General features: G+C 69.5%; 21 protein-coding genes. 8 read left to right on the top strand and 13 right to left on the bottom strand.

Translation table 11 applies throughout. The annotated features are described in order from the left end of the window. Positions 1-132: 132 nt before the first annotated feature. Both ACFVYE_RS14295 and ACFVYE_RS14290 read left to right on the top strand, forming a co-directional pair. Positions 133-1,866: an ABC transporter ATP-binding protein gene (locus ACFVYE_RS14295; RefSeq protein WP_383962520.1), complete on the top strand. Its 1,734-nt coding sequence runs from the start codon at positions 133-135 to the stop codon at positions 1,864-1,866. Next, entirely contained in the window at positions 1,866-3,797 is a 1,932-nt protein-coding gene (locus tag ACFVYE_RS14290) for an ABC transporter ATP-binding protein (RefSeq protein ID WP_383962517.1), read from the top strand. The genes ACFVYE_RS14295 and ACFVYE_RS14290 overlap by 1 nt, the downstream gene beginning before the upstream one ends. Positions 3,798-3,944: 147 nt before the next feature. Here the strand turns inward: ACFVYE_RS14290 and ACFVYE_RS14285 are convergent, their stop codons facing one another. From ACFVYE_RS14285 to ACFVYE_RS14250, 8 genes are all read right to left on the bottom strand, one after another. Then, the gene (locus ACFVYE_RS14285) at positions 3,945-5,048 is read right to left on the bottom strand and encodes an RNA polymerase sigma factor (protein WP_383962515.1); all 1,104 of its coding nucleotides are present in this window, start codon (positions 5,046-5,048) and stop codon (positions 3,945-3,947) included. Positions 5,049-5,322: 274 nt separating this feature from the next. Continuing rightward, the gene (gene dnaG, locus ACFVYE_RS14280) at positions 5,323-7,230 is read right to left on the bottom strand and encodes a DNA primase (protein ID WP_383962512.1); all 1,908 of its coding nucleotides are present in this window, start codon (positions 7,228-7,230) and stop codon (positions 5,323-5,325) included. A gap of 146 nt (positions 7,231-7,376) precedes the next feature. Beyond that, a complete protein-coding gene (locus ACFVYE_RS14275; RefSeq protein WP_383962509.1) occupies positions 7,377-8,636 on the bottom strand; it encodes an NAD(P)/FAD-dependent oxidoreductase in 1,260 nt (419 codons plus the stop codon). A gap of 182 nt (positions 8,637-8,818) precedes the next feature. Continuing rightward, positions 8,819-10,129, bottom strand: a complete 1,311-nt coding sequence (locus ACFVYE_RS14270) for a deoxyguanosinetriphosphate triphosphohydrolase (protein WP_383962638.1) — start codon at positions 10,127-10,129, stop codon at positions 8,819-8,821. 81 nt (positions 10,130-10,210) lie between these two features. After that, a complete protein-coding gene (locus tag ACFVYE_RS14265; RefSeq protein ID WP_383962507.1) occupies positions 10,211-10,405 on the bottom strand; it encodes a hypothetical protein in 195 nt (64 codons plus the stop codon). Positions 10,406-10,623: 218 nt separating this feature from the next. Further along, the gene (locus tag ACFVYE_RS14260; RefSeq protein WP_389605803.1) at positions 10,624-11,421 is read right to left on the bottom strand and encodes a Cof-type HAD-IIB family hydrolase; all 798 of its coding nucleotides are present in this window, start codon (positions 11,419-11,421) and stop codon (positions 10,624-10,626) included. A 55-nt stretch (positions 11,422-11,476) separates the two neighbouring features. Next, positions 11,477-11,602, bottom strand: a complete 126-nt coding sequence (locus ACFVYE_RS14255) for a DUF6210 family protein (protein ID WP_383962505.1) — start codon at positions 11,600-11,602, stop codon at positions 11,477-11,479. 70 nt (positions 11,603-11,672) lie between these two features. Beyond that, positions 11,673-11,885 carry a hypothetical protein gene (locus tag ACFVYE_RS14250; RefSeq protein ID WP_383962503.1) on the bottom strand — a complete coding sequence of 71 codons (213 nt, stop codon included), beginning with the start codon at positions 11,883-11,885 and terminating at the stop codon, positions 11,673-11,675. Between the two features lie 269 nt (positions 11,886-12,154). On the opposite strand from ACFVYE_RS14250, the gene ACFVYE_RS14245 reads away from it, so the two are divergent. Further along, positions 12,155-12,868 (top strand): vancomycin high temperature exclusion protein, encoded by a 714-nt coding sequence (locus ACFVYE_RS14245; RefSeq protein WP_383962500.1) that lies wholly within the window; start codon positions 12,155-12,157, stop codon positions 12,866-12,868. Positions 12,869-12,925: 57 nt separating this feature from the next. On the opposite strand, the gene cutA is transcribed toward ACFVYE_RS14245, so the two are convergent. After that, a complete protein-coding gene (gene cutA / locus ACFVYE_RS14240) occupies positions 12,926-13,264 on the bottom strand; it encodes a divalent-cation tolerance protein CutA (RefSeq protein WP_232837642.1) in 339 nt (112 codons plus the stop codon). Between the two features lie 88 nt (positions 13,265-13,352). Continuing rightward, positions 13,353-13,979 (bottom strand): NADPH-dependent FMN reductase, encoded by a 627-nt coding sequence (locus ACFVYE_RS14235; RefSeq protein WP_383962496.1) that lies wholly within the window; start codon positions 13,977-13,979, stop codon positions 13,353-13,355. 88 nt (positions 13,980-14,067) lie between these two features. Between ACFVYE_RS14235 and ACFVYE_RS14230 the strand changes: the two genes are divergently transcribed. The 4 genes from ACFVYE_RS14230 (at position 14,068) to ACFVYE_RS14215 (ending at position 17,596) form a co-directional block, all read left to right on the top strand. Next, a complete protein-coding gene (locus ACFVYE_RS14230) occupies positions 14,068-14,868 on the top strand; it encodes an aminotransferase class IV family protein (protein ID WP_389605678.1) in 801 nt (266 codons plus the stop codon). A 454-nt stretch (positions 14,869-15,322) separates the two neighbouring features. Continuing rightward, a complete protein-coding gene (locus ACFVYE_RS14225) occupies positions 15,323-15,784 on the top strand; it encodes a DUF5990 family protein (protein WP_383962490.1) in 462 nt (153 codons plus the stop codon). A gap of 385 nt (positions 15,785-16,169) precedes the next feature. Continuing rightward, on the top strand, positions 16,170-16,862 hold the full coding sequence (locus ACFVYE_RS14220; RefSeq protein ID WP_389605676.1) for a hypothetical protein: 693 nt from the start codon (positions 16,170-16,172) through the stop codon (positions 16,860-16,862). Between the two features lie 110 nt (positions 16,863-16,972). After that, positions 16,973-17,596 carry a class F sortase gene (locus ACFVYE_RS14215; RefSeq protein WP_383979157.1) on the top strand — a complete coding sequence of 208 codons (624 nt, stop codon included), beginning with the start codon at positions 16,973-16,975 and terminating at the stop codon, positions 17,594-17,596. Between the two features lie 25 nt (positions 17,597-17,621). Here the strand turns inward: ACFVYE_RS14215 and ACFVYE_RS14210 are convergent, their stop codons facing one another. Continuing rightward, positions 17,622-18,410 (bottom strand): sulfite exporter TauE/SafE family protein, encoded by a 789-nt coding sequence (locus ACFVYE_RS14210; RefSeq protein ID WP_383979160.1) that lies wholly within the window; start codon positions 18,408-18,410, stop codon positions 17,622-17,624. A 178-nt stretch (positions 18,411-18,588) separates the two neighbouring features. On the opposite strand from ACFVYE_RS14210, the gene ACFVYE_RS14205 reads away from it, so the two are divergent. Beyond that, entirely contained in the window at positions 18,589-19,518 is a 930-nt protein-coding gene (locus ACFVYE_RS14205; RefSeq protein ID WP_389605674.1) for an oxidoreductase, read from the top strand. A 32-nt stretch (positions 19,519-19,550) separates the two neighbouring features. Here the strand turns inward: ACFVYE_RS14205 and ACFVYE_RS14200 are convergent, their stop codons facing one another. Continuing rightward, positions 19,551-19,964, bottom strand: coding sequence for a VOC family protein (locus tag ACFVYE_RS14200; RefSeq protein ID WP_383979165.1), 414 nt, complete (start codon positions 19,962-19,964; stop codon positions 19,551-19,553). A 102-nt stretch (positions 19,965-20,066) separates the two neighbouring features. Continuing rightward, positions 20,067-21,041, bottom strand: a complete 975-nt coding sequence (locus ACFVYE_RS14195) for an ArsR/SmtB family transcription factor (protein WP_383979168.1) — start codon at positions 21,039-21,041, stop codon at positions 20,067-20,069. Positions 21,042-21,405: the final 364 nt, after the last annotated feature.

Below are 21,405 nucleotides of genomic sequence, written 5' to 3'. Positions count from 1 at the left end.
AGGAGATCGATCTTCTACATGTGTACTCGGTCTTTTTTTTGACCTGGTCTTGAATAAAATCGTTCGTGGTCCCGGTCGGGGGTACCGGAAAATGGGTCGACTCCCGACCTCTGCCGACTCCGAGAGACACGCATGCTCATAAAACTCCTGCGGGCCTATCTCGGTCCGTACAAGAAACCCATCCTGATCCTGGTCCTGCTCCAACTCCTGCAGACCTGCGCCAGCCTCTATCTGCCCACCCTGAACGCCGACATCATCGACAACGGTGTCGTCAAGGGGGACACGGGCTACATCCTGGAGTTCGGCGGCATCATGATCGCCGTCAGCATCGCCCAGGTGGTCTGCAACATGGGGGCCGTCTACTACGGCGCCCGCACCGCGTCCGCCCTCGGCCGTGATGTCCGGGCGTCGGTCTTCGACCGGGTGCAGTCGTTCTCGGCGCGTGAGGTCGGACGGTTCGGCGCACCCTCGCTGATCACGCGTACGACCAATGACGTCCAGCAGGTCCAGATGCTCGTGCTGATGACGTTCACCCTGATGGTGTCGGCGCCGATCATGTGTGTCGGCGGCATCATCATGGCGCTCGGCCAGGACGTCCCGCTGTCGGCGGTGCTGCTCGCCGTGGTGCCGGTGCTCGGCATCGCGGTGAGCCTGATCGTCAAGCGGATGCGGCCGCTGTTCCGCACCATGCAGGAGCGGGTCGACACCGTGAACCGGGTGCTGCGCGAGCAGATCACCGGCAACCGCGTGATCCGCGCCTTCGTCCGTGACCGTTACGAGGAGGAGCGTTTCCGCGGCGCGAACAACGAGCTGACCGATGTGGCGCTGTCCACGGGCCGGCTGATGGCGCTGATGTTCCCGACCGTGATGACGGTCGTGAACGTGTCCTCGATCGCCGTGGTCTGGTTCGGTGCTCACCGCATCGACAGCGGCGGCATGGAGATCGGCGCTCTGACCGCGTTCCTCGCCTATCTGATGCAGATCGTCATGTCGGTGATGATGGCCACCTTCATGTTCATGATGGTGCCGCGCGCCGAGGTCTGCGCGGAGCGCATCCAGGAGGTCCTGGAGACCGAGTCGAGCGTGGTTCCGCCGGTCAGGCCGGTCAGCGAGCTGCGCGCCCACGGTCATCTGGAGGTCCGCGGCGCGGACTTCCGCTACCCGGGCGCCGAGGAGCCGGTGCTGCGGTCGGTGGATCTGGTGGCCCGTCCCGGCGAGACCACCGCGATCATCGGGTCGACGGGCAGCGGCAAGTCGACGCTGCTCGGACTCGTACCGCGACTGTTCGATGTGACGGACGGCCAGGTTCTGGTCGACGGCACGGACGTACGGACGCTGGAGCCGGCGCTGCTGGCGAAGACTGTGAGTCTCGTTCCGCAGAAGCCGTATCTGTTCTCCGGGACGGTCGCGACGAATCTGCGGTACGGAAACCCGGACGCCACCGACGAGGAGCTGTGGCACGCGCTGGAGGTCGCGCAGGCCAAGGAGTTCGTCGAGGCGCTGGAACACGGCCTGCACGCGCCGATCGCGCAGGGCGGCACCAATGTCTCCGGCGGGCAGCGGCAGCGTCTGGCGATCGCCAGGACGCTGGTGCAGCGGCCGGAGATCTACCTCTTCGACGACTCGTTCTCCGCGCTCGACTATGCGACCGACGCCGCACTGCGAGGGGCGCTCTCGCAGGAGACGGCCGAGGCGACCGTGGTGATCGTGGCGCAGCGGGTGTCCACCATCCGTGACGCCGACCGGATCCTGGTGCTGGACGAGGGCCGGGTCGTCGGCTCCGGCACCCATCACGAGCTGATGGACGGCAATGACACGTACCGGGAGATCGTGCTCTCCCAGCTGACGGAAGCGGAGGCCGCGTAATGGCCGGGCCTGGCGGACGCATGATGGCGGGCGGGGCGCCGACCGACCGGTCCATGGACTTCAAGGGGTCGTCGAAGCGGCTGCTGAAGCGCTTCGCTGCGGAGAAGACCTCGCTGTACGTGATGCTCGCGGCCGGTGTGCTGAGCGTCGGCCTCTCGGTGGTCGGGCCGAAGATTCTCGGCAAGGCGACCGACCTGGTGTTCGCCGGGGTCATCGGCCGGCGCATGCGGGAGGGAACGACCAAGGAACAGGCCGTCGAGGGCCTGCGCAGGACCAACAGCGGCCTCGCCGACATGCTCTCCGGGGTGGACTTCGTCCCCGGTCACGGCATCGACTTCGGCGCGGTGGGCGACGTACTGCTGGTGGCGCTGGCGGTCTACGTCGGTGCCGGGCTGCTGATGCTGGTGTCGACACGGCTGTCGATCCGGATCATCAACCGGGTCGTGTTCCAACTGCGCGAGGACATCCAGACGAAGCTGTCGCGGCTGCCGCTGTCCTACTTCGACCGGGCCAAGCGCGGCGAGGTGCTCAGCCGGGCGACGAACGACATCGACAACATCTCGCAGACGATGCAGCAGACGATGGGCCAGCTCATCAACTCCCTGCTCACCATCGTCGGTGTACTGATCATGATGTTCTGGGTCTCGCCGCTGCTGGCGCTGGTCGCGCTGGTGACGGTGCCGCTCTCGGTGGTCGTGGCCGCGAAGATCGGCAAGCGGTCCCAGCCGCAGTTCGTGCAGCAGTGGAAGGTGACGGGCAAGCTCAACGCCCATATCGAGGAGATGTACACCGGGCACACCCTGGTGAAGGTCTTCGGGCGGCAGGAGGAGTCCGCGCGGGACTTCGCCGAGCAGAACGAGGCACTGTACGAGGCGGGCTTCAAGGCGCAGTTCAACAGCGGGATCATGCAGCCGCTTATGATGTTCGTCTCCAACCTGAACTATGTGCTGATCGCCGTCGTCGGTGGTCTGCGGGTCGCTTCGGGTTCGCTGTCGATCGGTGATGTACAGGCCTTCATCCAGTACTCACGGCAGTTCTCGATGCCGCTGACCCAGGTCGCCTCGATGGCGAACCTGGTGCAGTCGGGCGTCGCGTCGGCCGAGCGGATCTTCGAGCTGCTGGACGCCGAGGAGCAGGGCGCCGACCCCGCGCCGGGTACCGGCGAGCACCCCGAGGAGCTGCGGGGCACCGTCGCGCTGGAGAAGGTGTCGTTCCGCTACGACCCGGAGAAGCCGCTCATAGAGGACCTGTCGCTGAACGTCGAGCCGGGTCACACGGTCGCGATCGTCGGCCCGACAGGCGCCGGCAAGACCACGCTCGTCAATCTGCTGATGCGGTTCTACGAGGTGACGGGCGGCCGGATCACCCTCGACGGGGTCGACGTGGCGAACATGTCGCGCGACGACCTGCGGTCGGGGATAGGCATGGTCCTCCAGGACACCTGGCTGTTCGGCGGGTCGATCGCGGACAACATCGCGTACGGCGCTTCGCGCGAGGTCACCCGGGAGGAGATCGAGGAGGCGGCGAAGGCGGCCCACGCCGACCGTTTCATCCGCACCCTGCCGGACGGCTACGACACGGTGATCGACGACGAGGGCTCCGGTGTCAGCGCGGGCGAGAAGCAACTGATCACCATCGCGCGGGCGTTCCTGTCCGACCCGGTGATCCTGGTGCTCGACGAGGCGACGAGCTCCGTCGACACCCGTACCGAGGTACTGATCCAGAAGGCGATGGCGCGCCTGGCGCACGGTCGCACGAGCTTTGTGATCGCGCACCGGCTCTCCACCATCCGGGATGCCGACGTCATCCTGGTGATGGAGAACGGCTCGATCGTCGAACAGGGCACGCACGACGAACTGCTGGATGCCGAGGGCGCGTACGCCCGGCTGTATTCGGCCCAGTTCGCGCAGGCGGTCGCCGAGGTCGACTAGAAGCAGTCAGCACATGGGGAGGGCCCGTACCGCCGGCCGGCGGTGCGGGCCCTCCTTCTTCGGGCCGGACCGGGCCGCTCTCACGGGCGAGGCGCCGACCCGGCCGGTCCACCGGCGGTGCCCGTACGGCCCGGCGTCCCTGCGGGGTCAGTCGAGGTAGCCGCGAAGCTGGTCGGCGAAGGCGTGGTCCCGCAGCTTGTTGAGGGTCTTGGACTCGATCTGGCGGATGCGTTCGCGTGTCACGCCGAAGATCCTGCCTATCTCCTCCAGTGTGCGGGGCCGCCCGTCGGCCAGCCCGTAACGCAGCTGGACCACCTTCCGTTCACGCTCGTTCAGAGTGGAGAGCACCGCTTCCAGGTGCTCGCGCAGCAGCAGGAACGCGGCCGACTCGACCGGGGACGCGGCGTCACCGTCCTCGATCAGGTCACCGAGGGCGACGTCCTCCTCCTCGCCGACCGGGGCGTGCAGCGAGACGGGTTCCTGGGCGAGCCGCAGGACTTCGCCGACCCGTTCCGGGGTGAGGTCGAGCTGGTCGGCGACCTCCTCGGGCGTCGGCTCGTAGCCGCGCTCCTGGAGCATCCGGCGCTGGACCCGTACGACGCGGTTGATCAGTTCGACGACATGGACCGGGACCCGTATGGTCCGCGCCTGGTCGGCGAGGGCGCGGGACATGGCCTGCCGGATCCACCAGGTCGCGTACGTCGAGAACTTGTAGCCCCGGGCGTAGTCGAACTTCTCGACCGCCCTGATCAGTCCGAGGTTTCCCTCCTGGACCAGATCGAGCATGGTCAGACCGCGGCCGACATAGCGTTTGGCGACGGAGACGACGAGGCGGAGGTTGGCCTCGATGAGACGGCGCTTCGCCATCCGTCCCATGACCACCAACCGGTCGAGATCGACGGCCAGTCGGGTGTCCGGGTCCGGGGTGCCGGCGAGCCGTTCCTCGGCGAAGAGACCGGCCTCGACGCGGCGGGCGAGCTCCACCTCGTCGGCGGCGGTGAGCAGCGGAATCCGGCCTATCTCCCGCAGATACTGGCGGAAGAGATCGGAGGATGGGCCGGCGGTCTCCGGGCGGCCCCGCGGCTCCGGCGTTTCGGGCGCCTCCGGCAGCTCCTCCATGAGTGCCTCGGGTGGGTCGGGTGGGTCGGATGGTGTCTGCGGCTGCACCGCGGCCTCCGGATGATGCACGGCCCGGTTCTGCGCGGGTATTGCCGAGACATGCTCGGTTTCGGTCAGGGTCCGGGTCTGCACGGGGGCGACCTCCAGGTGATCGCTGCCGGATCGCGGGGATGGAGGACCACCGTTCGGTGGGCCGGCCGCGCTCCGATGACTCAGGCACCGCCCCCCAGTGTGGGGGAAGACACATCGCTGCCACGAGGGGCGTGCGGGGACTTTCTGAGTCCGGTCCGTGACCGAGCGGTTACGGGGACGGTCGGGGTTTTCGAGCCCGTCCGGCGATCGAGGACGCAGCGGCGACCGGACGTGCCCGGTGCGCCTTCCCGGGTCGAGGCGCCGGAACCTCGCGTCAGAGCGCGTCGGCGCCGTTGTTGCGCAGGGCCTGGGCGTACTGCTGGAGGACCCAGACCTCGTTCTGCGCGGCCGCGAGGTGGTCGGGGGCGACATTGCTGCCGAGACGGGCGAGGCTGCCCTGTACGTCGTTGATCCTGCGGTCGACGGCGCGCAGCCGGACCTGGACGAGCTGCATGCCCGCGTAGGTCTCGTCGATGGTCTTGCCGTGGAAGACCTCCACGGCCAGCTCGGTGACCAGATTGCGCACCGTGTCGTTGGGGGCCGCGTCCAGCACCTGAACGAGGTATTCGCGGGTCTCCGGGACACCCATCTCGGCGCCGCCCGCCTCCGCGATGCACTGCCGGACCGCGGCGTACGGCGGGGCGGTGAATTCGTCGGCCCCATAGGCGTCGAAGGCCGGTGAGACGAGGGAGGGTTTCTGCAGGGCGAGCTTGAGCAGCTCGCGCTCGGTGCGGTGGGCGGGGCTGCGGAGGTTGAGGGCGGGGCCCGAGGAGGCGGCGGGCGCCCGGACCTGCTGGGGCTGGGGGCCGCCGCGGGACGGGGCCTGCGCGGGGCCCCGCTGCTCGCCCCGCTCGCGGGCCCAGCGGGCGAGCTGGCCGACGCGCTTGACCACGAACTGGGTGTCCAGGATTCCGAGCATGCCGGCCAGCTGGACGGCGACCTCGTGCTGCGAGGAGCTGTTCTTGATCCGGGCGACGACGGGTGCCGCCTCGTCGAGCGCGGCGCCGCGGCCCGCCGGGGTCTCCAGGTCGTACCGGCCGACGATCTGGCGGAGCGCGAACTCGAAGAGCGGGGTGCGGGGTTCGACCAGGCCACGGACGGCCTCGTCACCCTTGGCCAGGCGCAGATCGCACGGGTCCATGTTGTCCGGGGCGATCGCGATGTACGTCTCGGCGGCGAACTTCTGGTCGTCCTCGAAGGCGCGCAGAGCGGCCTTCTGCCCGGCCGCGTCACCGTCGAAGGTGAAGATCACCCGGGCGCTGCCGTTGTCCATCAGGAGGCGGCGCAGGATCTTGATGTGGTCGCCGCCGAAGGCCGTACCGCAGGTGGCGATGGCAGTGGTGATCCCGGCGAGATGGCAGGCCATGACGTCGGTGTAGCCCTCGACGACCACGGCCCGGCTGGCCTTGGCGATGTCCTTCTTCGCCAGGTCGATGCCGTACAGCACCTGGGACTTCTTGTAGATCGCGGTCTCGGGGGTGTTGAGGTACTTCGGTCCGTTGTCGTCGTCGCGCAGCTTGCGGGCGCCGAAGCCGACGACATCGCCGGAGGTGTCGCTGATCGGCCACATGAGCCGGCCGCGGAATCGGTCGATGGGGCCGCGCCTGCCGTCCTGGGAGAGGCCGGAGGTGATCAGCTCCTTGTCGCTGAAGCCCTTGCCGCGCAGATAGCGGGTGAGGTGGTCCCAGCCCGCCGGGCTGTAGCCGACGCCGAAATGGGCGGCCGCCGCCTGGTCGAAGCCGCGCTCGGCGAGGAACTTCCGGCCGATCTCGGCCTCGGGGCTGTCCAGCTGCTCGACATAGAACTGGGCGGCCACCTTGTGCGCCTCGACCAGCCGGATGCGCTCACCGCGCTGGTGGGAGGGGTTGTACCCGCCCTCCTCGTATCGCAGGGTGATGCCCGCCTTGGCGGCGAGCCGCTCGACCGTCTCGGAGAACGAGAGATGGTCGATCTTCATCACGAAGGCGATCGTGTCGCCGCCCTCCTGGCAGCCGAAGCAGTGGAAGAGACCCTTGCTCGGGCTGACCTGGAAGGAGGGGGACTTCTCGTCGTGGAACGGGCAGAGACCCTTGAGGTTGCCACCGCCGGCGTTGCGCAGCTGGAGATACTCGGAAACGACGGCGTCGATCGGGACCGCGTCCCGTACCGCCTTCACATCGTCGTCATTGATCCTGCCTGCCACGGGTGAAGTCTACGGGTGGGGTACGACAGCTGTGCCGCGCGGCGATGTGATCCGTGGAACCCGGCGGCGAGGGCGCCCGGCGGGTGCCGTGCGGCTGAGCCGTCCCGTCCGGGGCCACCCGGGCGGAACGGCCGGCTCGGCTCGGCTCAGTTCAGGGAGACCAGCGGTACCGACGGGTCCGCCAGCGCGTCCGGGTCGACCTGCCGGCCGGACCGGATCAGCTCCTGCACGGTCTCGGTGACGTCCCACACGTTGACGTTCATCCCGGCCAGTACCCGGCGCTCCTTCAGCCAGAAGGCGATGAACTCGCGCTTCCCCGCATCGCCGCGGATGACCACCTGGTCGTAGCTGCCCGGCGGCGCCCAGCCCGAGTATTCGAGGCCGAGGTCGTACTGGTCGGAGAAGAAGTACGGCACCCGGTCGTAGCTGACGTCCTTGCCGAGCATGGCACGGGCCGCGGCCGGGCCGCTGTTCAGCGCGTTCGCCCAGTGCTCCACGCGCAGCCGGGCGCCGAGCAGCGGATGGGCCACGTTGGCGACGTCACCGGCCGCGAAGATGTGCGGGTCACAGGTGCGCAGGGAGGCGTCGACGGCGATGCCGCCGCCGTCCTTGCGCGCGGCGATGTCGAGCCCCGCGGCTTCGGCGAGGGCGATGCGGGGGGCGGCACCGATCGCGGCGAGCACGTCGTGGGCGGGGTGCTCCTCGCCGTCATCGGTGCGGACCGCGAGAACCAGGCCGTCCTGGCCGATGATCTCGGTGAGGCGGACGCCGAAGTGGAAGCGGACACCGTGGTCGCTGTGCAGATCGGTGAAGATCTGGCCCAGTTCGGGCCCGACGACCTGATGCAGTGGCGTCGGCTCCGGTTCGACGACAGTGACCTCGGCGCCGTAACCGCGCGCCGCTGCCGCGACCTCCAGGCCGATCCAGCCGGCCCCGGCGATCACCAGATGGCCGTTGTCGCGGCCGAGGGCAGCCAGTACGTTGCGCAGCCGGTCCGAGTGGGCGAGACGGCGCAAATGGTGGACTCCGGCCAGGTCCGTACCTGGAATGGGGAGGCGGCGCGGCTCGGCCCCGGTGGCGAGCAGCAGCTTGTCGTAGTGGACGACGGTGCCGTCGCCGAGCTGTACGGAGCGGGCCTCCCGGTCGAGGCTGGTGACGGGCTGGCCCAGGTGGAGCTCGATCTCGGCGCCCGCGTACCAGGCGGTCTCGTGGACGAAGACGCTGTCCCGTTCCTCCTTGCCGGTCAGATAGCCCTTGGAGAGCGGAGGTCGTTCGTACGGATGTTCGCGTTCATCGCCGAGAAGGATCACCCGGCCGCTGAAACCCTCCGCCCGGAGTGTCTCGGCTGCCTTCGCTCCTGCCAGTCCTCCGCCGACGATGACGAACGTCCGATGTGCGTCGACCACTTGATGCCTCCTCGGTGCTTGCTGCGCGGGGCCCAACTGCGAGCGTCCCGCACGCAGCGTGATGGCGAAAGAGGGTGTACACCGATCAGGTCACACCCAGTGGTCACAGGCCGGTCCGCACGGCTCGGTCGGTACCGCGCCGTGCGGCTCGCAGACACGACCGGCCGGGGACGGGACTCCGGTCAGTGGCGACGGCCGGTGAGCGATGCGTGCAGGGAGCGTGCGGAGGCGTCGGTCAGGGCGGCGATCTGGTCGACCAGGACCCGCTTGCGGGCCCTGTCGTCGTGGGCGGCATGGAACAGCGCCCGGAACTGCGGCTCCAGCCCCTCCGGGGCACGTGCGGTCAGCGCGGCGGCCAGTTCCGCGATGACGATCCGCTGGTCGGCGCGGATGATCTCCTGCTCGGCGCGCTGCATGACGTACCGGTCGGCGACCGCCTTGAGCACGGCGCATTCGTTGCGCGCCTCGCGGGGGACGACGAGCTCGGCGCCGTACCGGCCGAGGCGGCCCGTCCCGTACGCCAGCCGGGTGCTGCTCTCGGCGGCGAGACAGAACCGGCCGATCAGCTGACTCGTCGCGTCCTTCAGCCGGGCCTGGGCGACGGCGGATCCGTCGTAGCCGTGCGGCCACCAGTCCTGGCCGATGAGCCGGTCCAGAGCGTCGGCCAGCTCCTCGGGGTCGGTGTCCGCCGGGACGTAGCGGCCGATGGCGACCGCCCAGATCTCGTTCCGCTCGGGCTCGGCGTAGAGACAATTGGGGTCGATGTGCCCGGCGTGCAGCCCGTCCTCGAAGTCGTGCACCGAGTACGCGACGTCGTCGGACCAGTCCATGACCTGGGCCTCGAAGCACTTGCGGTCCTTCGGGGCGCCCTGGCGGGCCCACTCGAAGACCGGCAGGTCGTCCTCGTACACCCCGAATTTCGGCGAGCCGGGGTCGAAGGGGTGCCCGCCACGCGACCACGGGTACTTGGTGGCCGCGTCCAGAGCGGCACGGGTCAGGTTGAGTCCGACGCTGACCAGTTCGCCGGTCCGGGTGTCGGGCACGAACCGCTTCGGTTCGAGTCTGGTCAGCAGGCGCAGCGACTGGGCATTGCCCTCGAAGCCCCCGCAGTCCGACGCGAAGTCGTTGAGCGCCTGCTCCCCGTTGTGTCCGAACGGCGGGTGGCCCAGGTCATGGGCGAGACAGGCCGTCTCCACCAGATCGGGGTCGCAGCCGAGCGCCGCCCCGAGCTCGCGGCCGACCTGGGCGCATTCCAGGGAGTGTGTGAGCCGGGTCCGCGGGCTGGCGTCCCAGGCGTGGCTGCGGGTGCCGGGGGTGACGACCTGGGTCTTCCCGGCGAGCCGGCGCAGCGCGGCGGAGTGCAGCACTCGGGCGCGGTCACGCTGGAATGCGGTACGACCGGGCCGTTTGTCCGGCTCGGTGTCCCAGCGCTCGGCGTCGGCCGCACCATAGGGGGCCATGCCGTGGTCCTGCGTTCCCTGCGTACCGTCCATGCCGTCCATGGTTCCGACAGTAAACGGCCGGGCCGACAGGAGAGCTCAGGCGGATGCACGGCGGACAGCTCGCAGAAGGCGCTATTCGGTCGTCGCGCCCCCGGCGGCGAACCGCCGGACAGGCCCTGGGTCGGGGGGCTGCGCGGCCCGCCGGGTTCCGTTCAGGGAGACGAGGCCGAGCTGGGTGCCGAGCTGTGCGGTGATGCGGGTCAACAGTTGCGCCGTGCTGTCGAGGGGCAGGGACTCATCGGGATGTGCCGGTGCCGACTCCGTCATGCACCGATGGTGCAGGGCCGAGGTTGCCGCACCGTTGCGTGAGGGTGACGGGTGCTTTCCGCGGGCGCATCGAGCGGTCGGGGCGGTGCCGGGCCGGGTTCTCGGTGCCGGGCCGGGTTCTCGGTGCCGGGCCGGGTTCTCGGTGCCGGGCGAGGTCTCGGTGCCGGGCCGGGTTCTCGGTGCCGGGCGAGGTCTCGGTGCCGGGCCGGGCCTCGATATCAGGCCACGCCGCCGAAGAGCCGCTCGATGACGTGCGCGACCCCGTCCTCCTCGTTGGAGAGCGTGTGCGTCCGTATGGCGGCCAGCACACTCGGGTGGGCGTTGCCCATCGCGTAGCCGGTGCCGGCCCAGTCGAGGACGGTCAGGTCGTTGGGCATGTCGCCGAAGGCGATGACCTCCGTGGCGTCGATGCCCCGCCCGGCGCACAGCATCGAGAGGGTGCCGGCCTTGGTGACGCCGGACGCGCTGATCTCCAGCAGCCCGCGCCCGCCGGAGTGGGTGAGCTGTACCTCGTCGCCCGCCCCTTCCTCGGCAGCGGCCAGCAGGGCATCCGCGTCGAGCCGGTCCGACCAGGCGAGCAGCTTGGTGACGGGGACGTCGGTCAGCCACAGATCCGCCAGCGACGGTACGGGCAGCTCGACGTCGATGTCCTCGGAGAGCCGCAGCCGGTAGGCGGGTTCGTACAGGACGTGGCTGCCGGTCTCCAGGGCGAAGCCGATCTCGGGCACGGCGGCGGCGAGCGCGGTGGCCACGCGCCGGGCGGTGGCGAGGGGCAGGGCTCGGGAGGAGACGACGGTGCGCGTCCCGATGTCGTACACCAGCGCCCCGTTGCTGCACACGGCTGTCCCCTCGAGGCCGGCGGCCTCGGCGAGCCGGTCGACGAATCTGGGCGGCCGGGCGGTGACGAGGACGACCTCCGCACCGGCGCTCTCGGCCGTGCGCAGGGCGCGCAGGGTGCGGGGCGAGAGGGTGCCGTCGTTGCGCAGGAGCGTGCCGTCGAGATCGGAGGCGATCAGCCGTGGAAGCAACATTGCCCGATGCTACTGGGCGTCCTCCGGACAATCGCCGGTCTCAGCCCGAATTGCACCAGAGCAGTACGCCCGGCCGCCCGTCCGGGGTGAGCACCGGCACCCATGCCTCGTCCGTCTCGTCCAACCGGCTCTCGTACCGGCGCAGTTCGTGGGGCTGGTGGTCCACGCCGTCGCAGAGCCGGGCCAGTAGAGGATGTCCCCGGCATGGGGTCGACCGGCGGGCAGCGGGCGCGTACTCAATGGGTTTTCCGGGCCGCCCGTTCGGCTGCCGCGTGCCACCATGCCGGGGCAGGCGGGAATCCTGGCTGCGAGGTCGGCTGGTCGGGATGGAGGCCGAGCGGAATCAGCGCCGAAGCCCGGACGCGGACGGTGAACCAGCCGTGCCAGTGGCCGTCCGGGCCCGGGCCGCAGGCCAGGTCGACGTGCAGGTCGTCGACGGCGAACGGCATCCAGTCGATGCCCCGGTCCCGCAGTCAAGCGCGGACGGCAGCCGCGGGATGCGGCCGGCCCTTCAGATTCTCGTACGCGGCCACGGTCACCCAGTTGTCTGTCCCGGTCCCAGGTCGGTTCATGGCGGCCATCATGCCCGAAGTGTCTGCGGCAAGATCGGAAACGGTTACGAAAACAATGAAATCGGGAGATGGAGAACCCTTTCTCCCCGTCGCTCGTCCGATCATGTGGGACAGCACGGCACAGGGGACGAACAGGGGGGACACCCATGCGGGAGAAGCAGCCGGGACGACGGGGGCGGCTCGGGCGGCTCCGGCCGCGATGGCCGCGGACGCGGCGCGGGCAGCGGCGGCTCGTGCAGGGGGTGATGGTCGCCTGTGTGGCGGCGCTGGCGCCCGCGACCTGGATGTACGCCGTGGCCGACGCCCGCGTCAGAACGACCGCGGACGCGCCCGCGCAGCAGGTCGCCATGGTGTTCGGGGCCGGTCTCTGGGAAGGCAAGCCGTCGCCGTATCTGGCGAACCGGCTGAACGCCGCGGCCGAGCTGTACCGGGACGGGAAGGTCAAGGTCGTGCTCGTGACCGGTGACAACAGCCGGAAGGAGTACGACGAGCCGGACGCCATGCGCACGTATCTCAAGGCGCACGGGGTGCCGGACGAGCGGATCGTGAGCGACTTCGCCGGGTTCGACACCTGGGACTCGTGCGTTCGGGCAAAGAAGATCTTCGGCGTCGACCGCGCGGTGCTGGTGAGCCAGGGGTTCCACATCCGGCGGGCGATCGCGCTGTGCCGCACCGCGGGGATCGATGCGTACGGGGTCGGCGTCGACGCCGTACACGATGCGACCTGGTACTACGGCGGGACGCGGGAGATGTTCGCGGCCGGGAAGGCCGCGCTGGATGCCGTCTTCAGGCCCGACCCGCACTTCCTGGGACCGCAGGAGCCCGGGGTCGGAGAGGCCCTGGCGGCGGACGGGCGCTGAGGGCGGGCGCCCCCGGGCGGGCGCCCCCGGGCGGGCGCCCCCGGGCGGGCGCCTGCTCTACAGAGAGATGACCGGAGCGGTCTCGGCAAAGACCCAGTCGAGGTAGCGGGCGCTGCCCCGTACCACCGGGATCGCGACGATCTCCGGTGTTTCGTAGTCGTGCGCCGCCAGGAGATGGGCCTCCAGTTCGTCGTACCGCTCGGCCGTCGTCTTGAACAGCAGCTGCCACTCCTCGGTGGTCTCGATGGCGTTCTGCCAGCGGTAGACCGAGGTGACGGGGGCGGAGATCTGTACGCAGGCGGCGAGCCGCGCCTCCACCGCGCCCTGCGCCAGGGAATGGGCCTTCTCCTCGCTGTCCGTCGTGGTCAGTACGGTCAGCAATGCCGGCGTCGTCACCTTCGGGCTCCTCGGGGTCGGTTACGGAGTGTCCTTGCTCCCATCGTCGATTGTCGGGGGTGTTGCGGCGCGGCGCAGGCCCTGGTGGTCAGACGCCGTACGGATGGGCGGCCTTGGCGTCGCGCAGCGCGCGCCCCCACCAGACCAGCTGGTCGAGCAGCGTCTTGGCCGCCGCGTCGCAGCCCGTCGGGTCCTTGTGCCTGCCCTCGTCGTCGAACAGGGCGCCCGCGTTGTGGAACGACACCGTTTCCCGGATGCCGACGCCGTGCAGCTCGGCGAAGACCTGCCTCAGATGCTCGACCGCGCGCAGACCCCCGGATACTCCGCCGTACGAGACGAAGGCGACGGGTTTGGCCTGCCACTCGGCGTGGTGCCAGTCGATGAGGTTCTTCAGCGGGGCCGGGTACGAGTGGTTGTACTCGGGGGTGATGACGACGAAGGCATCGGCCTGCGCCAACCTGGCCGACACGGCCGCCAGTTGGGCCTTGGCGTCGGCATCGGGCCGGTAGGAGAGGGCGATCGGGAGGTCGAGCTCCGCGATGTCGATCAGGTCGGTCTCGATGCCGGGGTGACCGGTGGTGCGCGAGAGGAACCAGTCGGAGACGACGGGGGCGAACCGTCCCTCGCGATTGCTGGCGAGGATGACCGCGACCTTCAAAGGTGCGGTGGAGGCGGTCGTGGGTGCGATGGATGAGGATGCTGCGATGAGGTCCATACGGAGAGGCTCATATGTCAACCATGGTTGAGGTCAAGTCCTGTCCGCCGGGGGCCGCCGTCGCGCGCCGCGGCATACGGTGGATCGCATGACGACTCCCCCTCCCGCACCCTTCCCGTACGCCGAGTTCGACGGGCACCCGGCCACCGAGGCGGATCTGCGGATTCCCGCCTTCCTCAACTACGGCCATTTCACGGCCATGCAGGTCAGGGACGGAAAGGTGCGCGGCCTCGCCCTGCATCTGGCCCGGCTGGACTCCGCCAACCAGGAGCTGTTCGAGCTCGGCCTCGACGGGGAACGAGTCCGCGAGCTGATCCGGCACGCGCTGGACAGTGCCGGGGTACGGGACGCCTCGACCCGGGTATACGGCTATCCGTCGCAGGGCGGCACGGAGACGACCGTGATGGTCACGGTGCGCGAGCCGGCGCAGAAGTCCGCCGAACCGCACGACCTGATGTCCGTTCCGTACGCCCGGACCGTGCCGCACATCAAACGTCCCGGCGAATTCGGCCAGACGTACTACGCAAGGCTCGCGGCACGCGCCGGTTACGACGAGGCTCTGCTGACCATGCCGGACGGTGCGGTGACCGAGGGTTCGATCACCAACATCGGTTTCTGGGACGGCACTTCGGTCGTCTGGCCAAAGGCCCCTTCCCTGCTCGGCATCACCATGGCGCTGCTGGAGCAGGAGCTGCCCGGAGCGGGGCTGGAGTCCGTACGGCGCCCGGTGACGCTGGACGGGCTGGCCGCGTTCCGGTCGGCGTTCATCACCAACTCGCAGGGCATCGCGCCGGTCCGGCGCATCGACGACACCGAGTTCACGGTGGACGAGGAGCTGATGAAGCGGATCGGGCAGGCGTACGACGGTGCGCCGTGGGACACGATCTGACGCCTCCCGGCGCCACGCCGGCCCCCCATCGCTGCCCGGGTGCTTCACTGCCCGGCCGACCAGGACGGTCTCGACGGCCGTGACGCCGTGGGCGCCGATGTCCTGTGCCAGAAAGCGATAGAGGGCCGTCAGGTCGGGCAGCCACACCGCGAGACGGAGGTTGGCGGTACCGGTGGTGGCCATGGCGCCGTGCACCGCCGGATGGGCGGCTCGACGCGTTCCGGGAGTACGGCCGGGACGACTCGAACCTCCTCGCCGGTGCGCTGCCTGCGCGCGAGGCCGGCGTGTCCGTCACGGGCCCGACCGGGGCCGCGGACCGTGGGTGGACCGCGGGAGCCGAAGGCTTTCTCGCCGCGTCCCGCCTCCCGCACGGCGAACTCCACGCCCTGCTGCATACGGCGGCGTGACGGCACACGGGGCAGGGCCGGCGTCCGGAGGGAGGGAGCATGGGGGCATGCAGATCCATATCGAAGGCTCGCATCTCCCCGGCCTCACCTGTGGGCCCGACAGCGACTTCCCCGGTGCCCACAACATCCACGTGGGCGTGCAGCGCAAGGACAGGCCCGGTGAACTGCTCGACTTGCACCCGGGGGACGCCCCGTCGGCCTCGTGGACCTTGGACTGCACCGTCGCGCCGACCGAGGACGGTGTCGAGATCAAGGGGCCTTACGTGCAGAACCGGCTGGGCGGGCGCTTCTTCTACCTGTCCTGGGGCACGGTCGACGAGAACGGCGTCTTCACCATGTTCCGGCGGGCCAAGCTGATGCTGGGCGACATCGATCCGGCCGTGCTCGAAGCCGCCGTGCGCTCCGGGCATCTCACCGCACGGCTGTCTCTCTCCGATGCCAAGGGGCAGCCGCTCTGTGCCCGGGTGCGGCCGCCGGCCGTCGAATGGTCCGCCGCCGCCCCGGCCTGAGAACGCCGCACCGCGGGACGCCACGGCACGAAACCGCCCCCGCCGGACCCAGGGGGGATGGGCCCGGTGAGGGCGGCGGCCTGGGGCGGCCTGGTTCACCGTCCCGTGGGGGGTGTCAGACGTGTGCCCGACACCCGCAAGGTCATGCATGTGATGTGCGCCACTCTCTTCCTGGGTGGCGTCACCCAATCGGCACCGGGCGGTACGGGACCGGCCACCCTCGCTTCGATCACCGCTGTGACCTGCACACATGCAGCTTGGCAAGGATGCCGCGCCGAGCCATTCGGGTGAAAGCTGACTTCATGTCAGCAGGCATGGGTGGCGGACCGCCCGTTAGCTCGAGGTCAGGACACACCCACTCGTGCAGTTGCCGGAGGAACACCCCATGCGTCCTGCCCGCCTAGTGACCGGTACCGCCGCTTCCGCGGTCACCATAGCCACGCTCGGCCTCTTCACCGCCGGGCCGTCCGCGTACGCAGGTGATGCCGGCGCGCTGCGGGTCGGCTCGGCTGCCGCACCGCGGGCCAATGGCGCCCCGGAGGCGCAGACCGACGAGGACGGAGACGAGGACGGAACGGACAACCCCGCCGGGTCCGGAAACAAAACCCCCTTCGGCCTCAACAACCCTTCCGGCCTCAATGTCCCCTCGTTGCTCGACTCCGTCGGAGGGCTCGACGCCCTCTCAGGGCTTCACCTCCCCTCCGGGGACGAAGGCTCGGACAAGCGCGACAACTCCTCGTCCGGGCGTGACAACCAGTCCGGAAACAACAACTCCTCGTCCGAACGCGACAACCAGTCCGGAAACAACAACTCCTCGTCCGGGCGTGACAACCAGTCCGGAGGCAACAGCTCCTCGTCCGGGCGTGACAACCAGTCCGGAGACGACAACTCCTCGTCCGGGCGTGACAACTCGTCCGTACCCAACGCCCCCAGCGGGCACGTCAAAACAGGCGTCGGCGGCAGCGTCCGGCCCGACACCACCCAGATCGCGGCGGGCGCCGGCGTACTCGCCGCGACCGCCGTCGGCGGAGCCTGGCTCCTGCGTCGCCGGGCGAGCGGCACGCAAGGAACCGGCTGACGGAGACGGATTCACGTCTCCGTACCGCCTGATTTCCGTCCCGGTGGCCGCGCGCCACCGGGACGGGACCGTCCCCGTACCGTCCCCATTTCGTCATCCGGAGGACGACCGTGTCCCAGAAGGCCAAGAGCTGGCTGCTGGTCGTCGCAGCGCTGGCCGGTGTCTGGCTGATCCGTCACGGCGCCGGTGCCGAGCTGATCCCGCCCCAGCCGACCGCCGCCCAGGCGTTCGCCGGCGGTCCGGAGCTGCAGCCGGGGTCTCCGGTCGCCGAACCGCTGAAGCCCTCGGCGCCCGTACGCATCCGGATCCCGAGCATCCGGGTGGACGCACCGATGATGCGACTGGGACTCGGAGCCGACGGCAGTCTCGATGTGCCGCCGGCCGGGAACCGTGACATCGTCGGCTGGTACCGGGACGGCACTCCGCCCGGCTCCAAGGGCAGCGCGATCGTCGCCGGTCATGTCGACAACGCAAAGGGGCCGTCGGTCTTCTACAACCTGGGCACCCTGCAGAAGGGCAGCACGGTCGAGGTGGTCCGCCAGGACGGGCGCACCGCCGTCTTCGCAATCGACGCGATCGAGGTCTACGAGAGCAAGAACTTCCCCGACAAGCGGGTGTACGGCGCCTCGCCCTACGCCTCGCTGCGGCTGATCACCTGCGGCGGCGGATTCTCGAAGACGACGGGATACCAGGGCAATGTTGTGGCGTACGCACACCTCACCGAGGTGCGGTGAACCCGCCCGCCCGGACGCCCGTCGTTCATGCCGTCCACTGATCGAACGCCAACTTGGCGACCAGCGAGAACACCACGACCAGCAGCACCCCGCGGACGAACTCGCTGCCCTTCCTGAGCGCCATCCGCGCCCCGATCAGCGCACCCGCCAGGTTGAACACGGCCATCAGCGCGGCCAGTTGCCACATCACGTTGCCCTGGTAGGCGAACATCGCCAGCGCCCCGCCGTTGGTGCAGACGTTGACGATCTTGGCGGTGGCGGACGCCGTCACCAGATCGAGGTGGAGCACCGCGGTCAGCGCCAGCACCAGGAATGTTCCGGTGCCGGGGCCGAACAGCCCGTCGTAGAAGCCGATGCCGCCGCCGACCAGCACGATCGCGGTGACGGTGCGGGCCCGGGTGACCTTGTGCCGCGTACCGTCGTCCGTCGCTCTGCCGAACGAGGGCCGCAGCATCACGAACGCCGCGACTGCCAGCAGCACAACCATGATGACCGGGCGCAGCACCTCGCTGCTGATCCCGGCGGCGAAGAACGCACCGGTCATCGATCCGGCCAGTGCCGCGAGCCCGATCCGCAGGGCCGTCCCGACCTTCACCGGTGCCTTGCGTACGTACGTCACGGCGGCGCCCGACGTACCGACGATCGCGATCGCCTTGTTCGTGCCGAGGACGTGCGCGGCCGGGACGTGCGGCAGTCCAAGCAGCAGGGCGGGCAGCAGCAGCAGTCCGCCGCCGCCGACCACCGCGTCGATCCAGCCGGCCGCGGCCGCGGCGAGGCAGAGGACGACCAGAGTGGTGAGTGCTATGTCGGGCATGGTCGCGACCATAAGGAGGCGATACGTGCCCCGTCCAACTGTCTCGGCCGGATCGCGGGAAAGTTGAGCCAACTCTGAGGTTCCGGGCTTCCGGGCCCGCCCTTCCCTCGCGAGCCCGGCGGAATCCGGACCGGACCGGCCCGTCCGGCCGGCTCGCCGCAGTCGTACGCTTTGGTCCATGAGCCAGGGCTGGAACGCGAGCGACATCCCCGATCAGAGCGGCCGTACGGCCGTGGTCACCGGAGCCAACAGCGGCATCGGACTGATCACGGCGCGGGAGCTGGCCCGGCACGGCGCGCGGGTGCTGCTCGCCTGCCGTGACGAGACGCGCGGCAAGGAGGCCGAGTCCCGCATCCGGACCGCCGTGACCGGCGCGGACGTGGAGTTCGTACCGCTCGATCTGGCCGATCTGGATTCCGTACGCAAGTTCGCCGCGGCCCACACGCCCGACCGGGTCGATCTGCTGATCAACAACGCGGGCGTGATGGCCCTTCCGTACGGGAAGACGGCCGACGGCTTCGAGAGGCAGTTCGGCGTCAACCACCTCGGGCACTTCGCGCTCACCGGACTGCTGCTCCCGAAGCTCCTCGACACCCCCGGGGCGCGCGTGGTGAGCGTCTCCAGCGGCATGCACGCCCTGTCCAACATCGACATCGGGGATCTCAACAGCGAGCGGAACTACCGCCGTTGGATCGCCTACGGCCGCTCGAAGACCGCCAATCTGCTCTTCATCCACGAGCTGGCGCGGCGGCTGTCGGCAGCCGGTTCCGAGGTGGTGGCCGCCGCAGCGCACCCCGGTTACGCGGCGACCAATCTGCAGACGGCGGGCGTCCGGATGGAGAACCGCAAGGCGGCGGAACGGGTGGTCGAGCTCGGCAACCGGATCATCGCCCAGCCCGCGTCGTCCGGTGCGCTGCCCACCCTGTACGCGGCCACCGCGCCCGGCGTACGCCCCGACTCGTTCACCGGGCCGAGGCTGCTGGGCTGGCGCGGTGCGCCCGCCCCGTCCTGGCGGGCGGGCTGGACACTGAACGATGTGGCGAGCGAACGGCTGTGGGTGGCGTCCGAGCAGCTCACGGGGGTGGCGTATCCGGGCCTGACGTCCTGAGGACCGCTCCCCCACCCCCTCATCGACCGGGCTCAGCCCTGCCGGCCCTCGACGGCGGAGGGATCCATCCACACGACCTCCCAGATGTGGTGGTTCGGGTCCTGGAAGGAACGGCCGTACATGAAGCCGTAGTCGATCGGCTCGTTGGCGGGCGATCCCCCGGAGGCGAGGGCGGTGTCGACCAGCTCGTCCACCTTCTCCCGGCTCTCGGCGCTCAGGGCGAGGATCACCTCGGTGGACTTCGAGGCGTCGGCGATGTCCTTCTTGGTGAACTCCTTGAAGCGGGGCTCCGTGAGGAGCATGGCGAAGATGGTGTCGCTGATGACGAGGCATGCGGTGTTCTCGTCGCTGAACTGCGGGTTGAACGAGAAGCCGAGCTTGCCGAAGAAGCTCTTGGTCGTCTCGAGGTCCTTGACCGGCAGGTTCACGAAGATCATCTGAGGCATGGCCGTTTCGCTCTCTCTGTTGTCCGAACGCTTTACGACAGGTAGACGGCTGGGCCGCGCAGAACTCATCGGCCCCGCGAAGAAAACTTTGGCCCTCCGGCGTCAGGACATGGCGAGCGGCGCGCCGCCCCGGAGCAGCGATCCGCCCAGCGGGGTCAGCGTGTGCAGTACCGAGCTGCCGTGCCGCAGGGTGTGGATCAGGCCGGCCTCGCGCAGCACACAGGCGTGCTGGCTCGCCGAGGCGAGGGAGACTCCTGCCCGGCGGGCGAGTTCGCTGGTCGTGCAGCCGTTGCCGATGGCCCTCAGGATCGTCGAGCGGGTATTGCCGAGGAGCCTGCCGAGCCAGGGCCCCGGTTCGGCGAAGACCGGGGCACGGGAGTGGGTGACCGGGTAGACGAGGACCGGCGGGAGCTGCGGGTCGCGGTAGACGACCGGGGTGACGCGGCAGAAGTAGGACGGCAGGAGCAATAACCCCCGCCCGTCCAGATGGAGTTCGCGGTCGACGGGGTAGTCCGCCTCCAGCACGGGGGTCCGCCAGCGGATCATGGGCGGGAGTGAGGCGAGCAGTTCTTCCGCCCCGCCGTCCAGGAGGGCGCGGCCGCGGACGGCGCGGTCGGCCTCGACGCTGGCCTGGATGTGCGGCCAGTACGGTTCGATCGCGGCGCGGTGGTAACCGCGCAGGGCGCCGACGAGCCGGCCGAGCGACTCGGCGTGCCCGTCCGGGGTGCGGCCCGCCTCGCGGTTTTCGGTGCCCAGCAAGGCGAGTTCGGCGCGGATCCGCCGGGGCGGGGTGTCGCGCAGCGCTTCAATTCCGGCGTCTATGCCGTACGGCTCACTGCCTCCCTGAGAAGGCGTCAGAAAGTCCGGGAAATAGCCGCGCGGTGGAATCACGGTGGCCAGCAGGCGTACTTCAGCATTCAACCGGGGCCGGGTTTCCGTACGCCATTTCCCGAACACCGTGGAACCGCGCCGGTCCCTCAGCCGATGGAAACTCAGAATGGTTTCCCACAGCGCATCCGGCCGGGTGGCCATCCGCACCTTGGAAAGGTCCACTCCGGACATATGGATACGCAGCACCGAACCCCCATCTGTTGCACCTGCAATTACCCCCACCCAAGGGTATGTGATCCGTAACAGCACGTCACCACGGGGTTTCGGCCAGAGGTGAAACGTCTCGCCTCCACATGCCGTCTCCCGAAAAGCTGTACGACGTCGGGTACGAATCCGGAGCCACCGGAAGAGCGAGTGAAGGCCGTGGGGGGTTTTGCTCGTTCGGCGGCGGTCGGCGACGGTGCGGCTCCGTGCCCGACGGGGGTAAGCCGGGTGCGGCCCACGGATGGGGATCCCTTGGGCCCACCCCGGGCCCGTCCCCGTCCAAATGGGTGGCGTTTTAACGAAAATTTCGAATTTAACAAAAAAAAGGCCCAACAACGCACACACA

The organism is Streptomyces sp. NPDC058239 (assembly GCF_042882185.1).
Lineage (GTDB): Bacteria > Actinomycetota > Actinomycetes > Streptomycetales > Streptomycetaceae > Streptomyces.
This window is presented reverse-complemented; position numbering and strand designations above follow the sequence as displayed.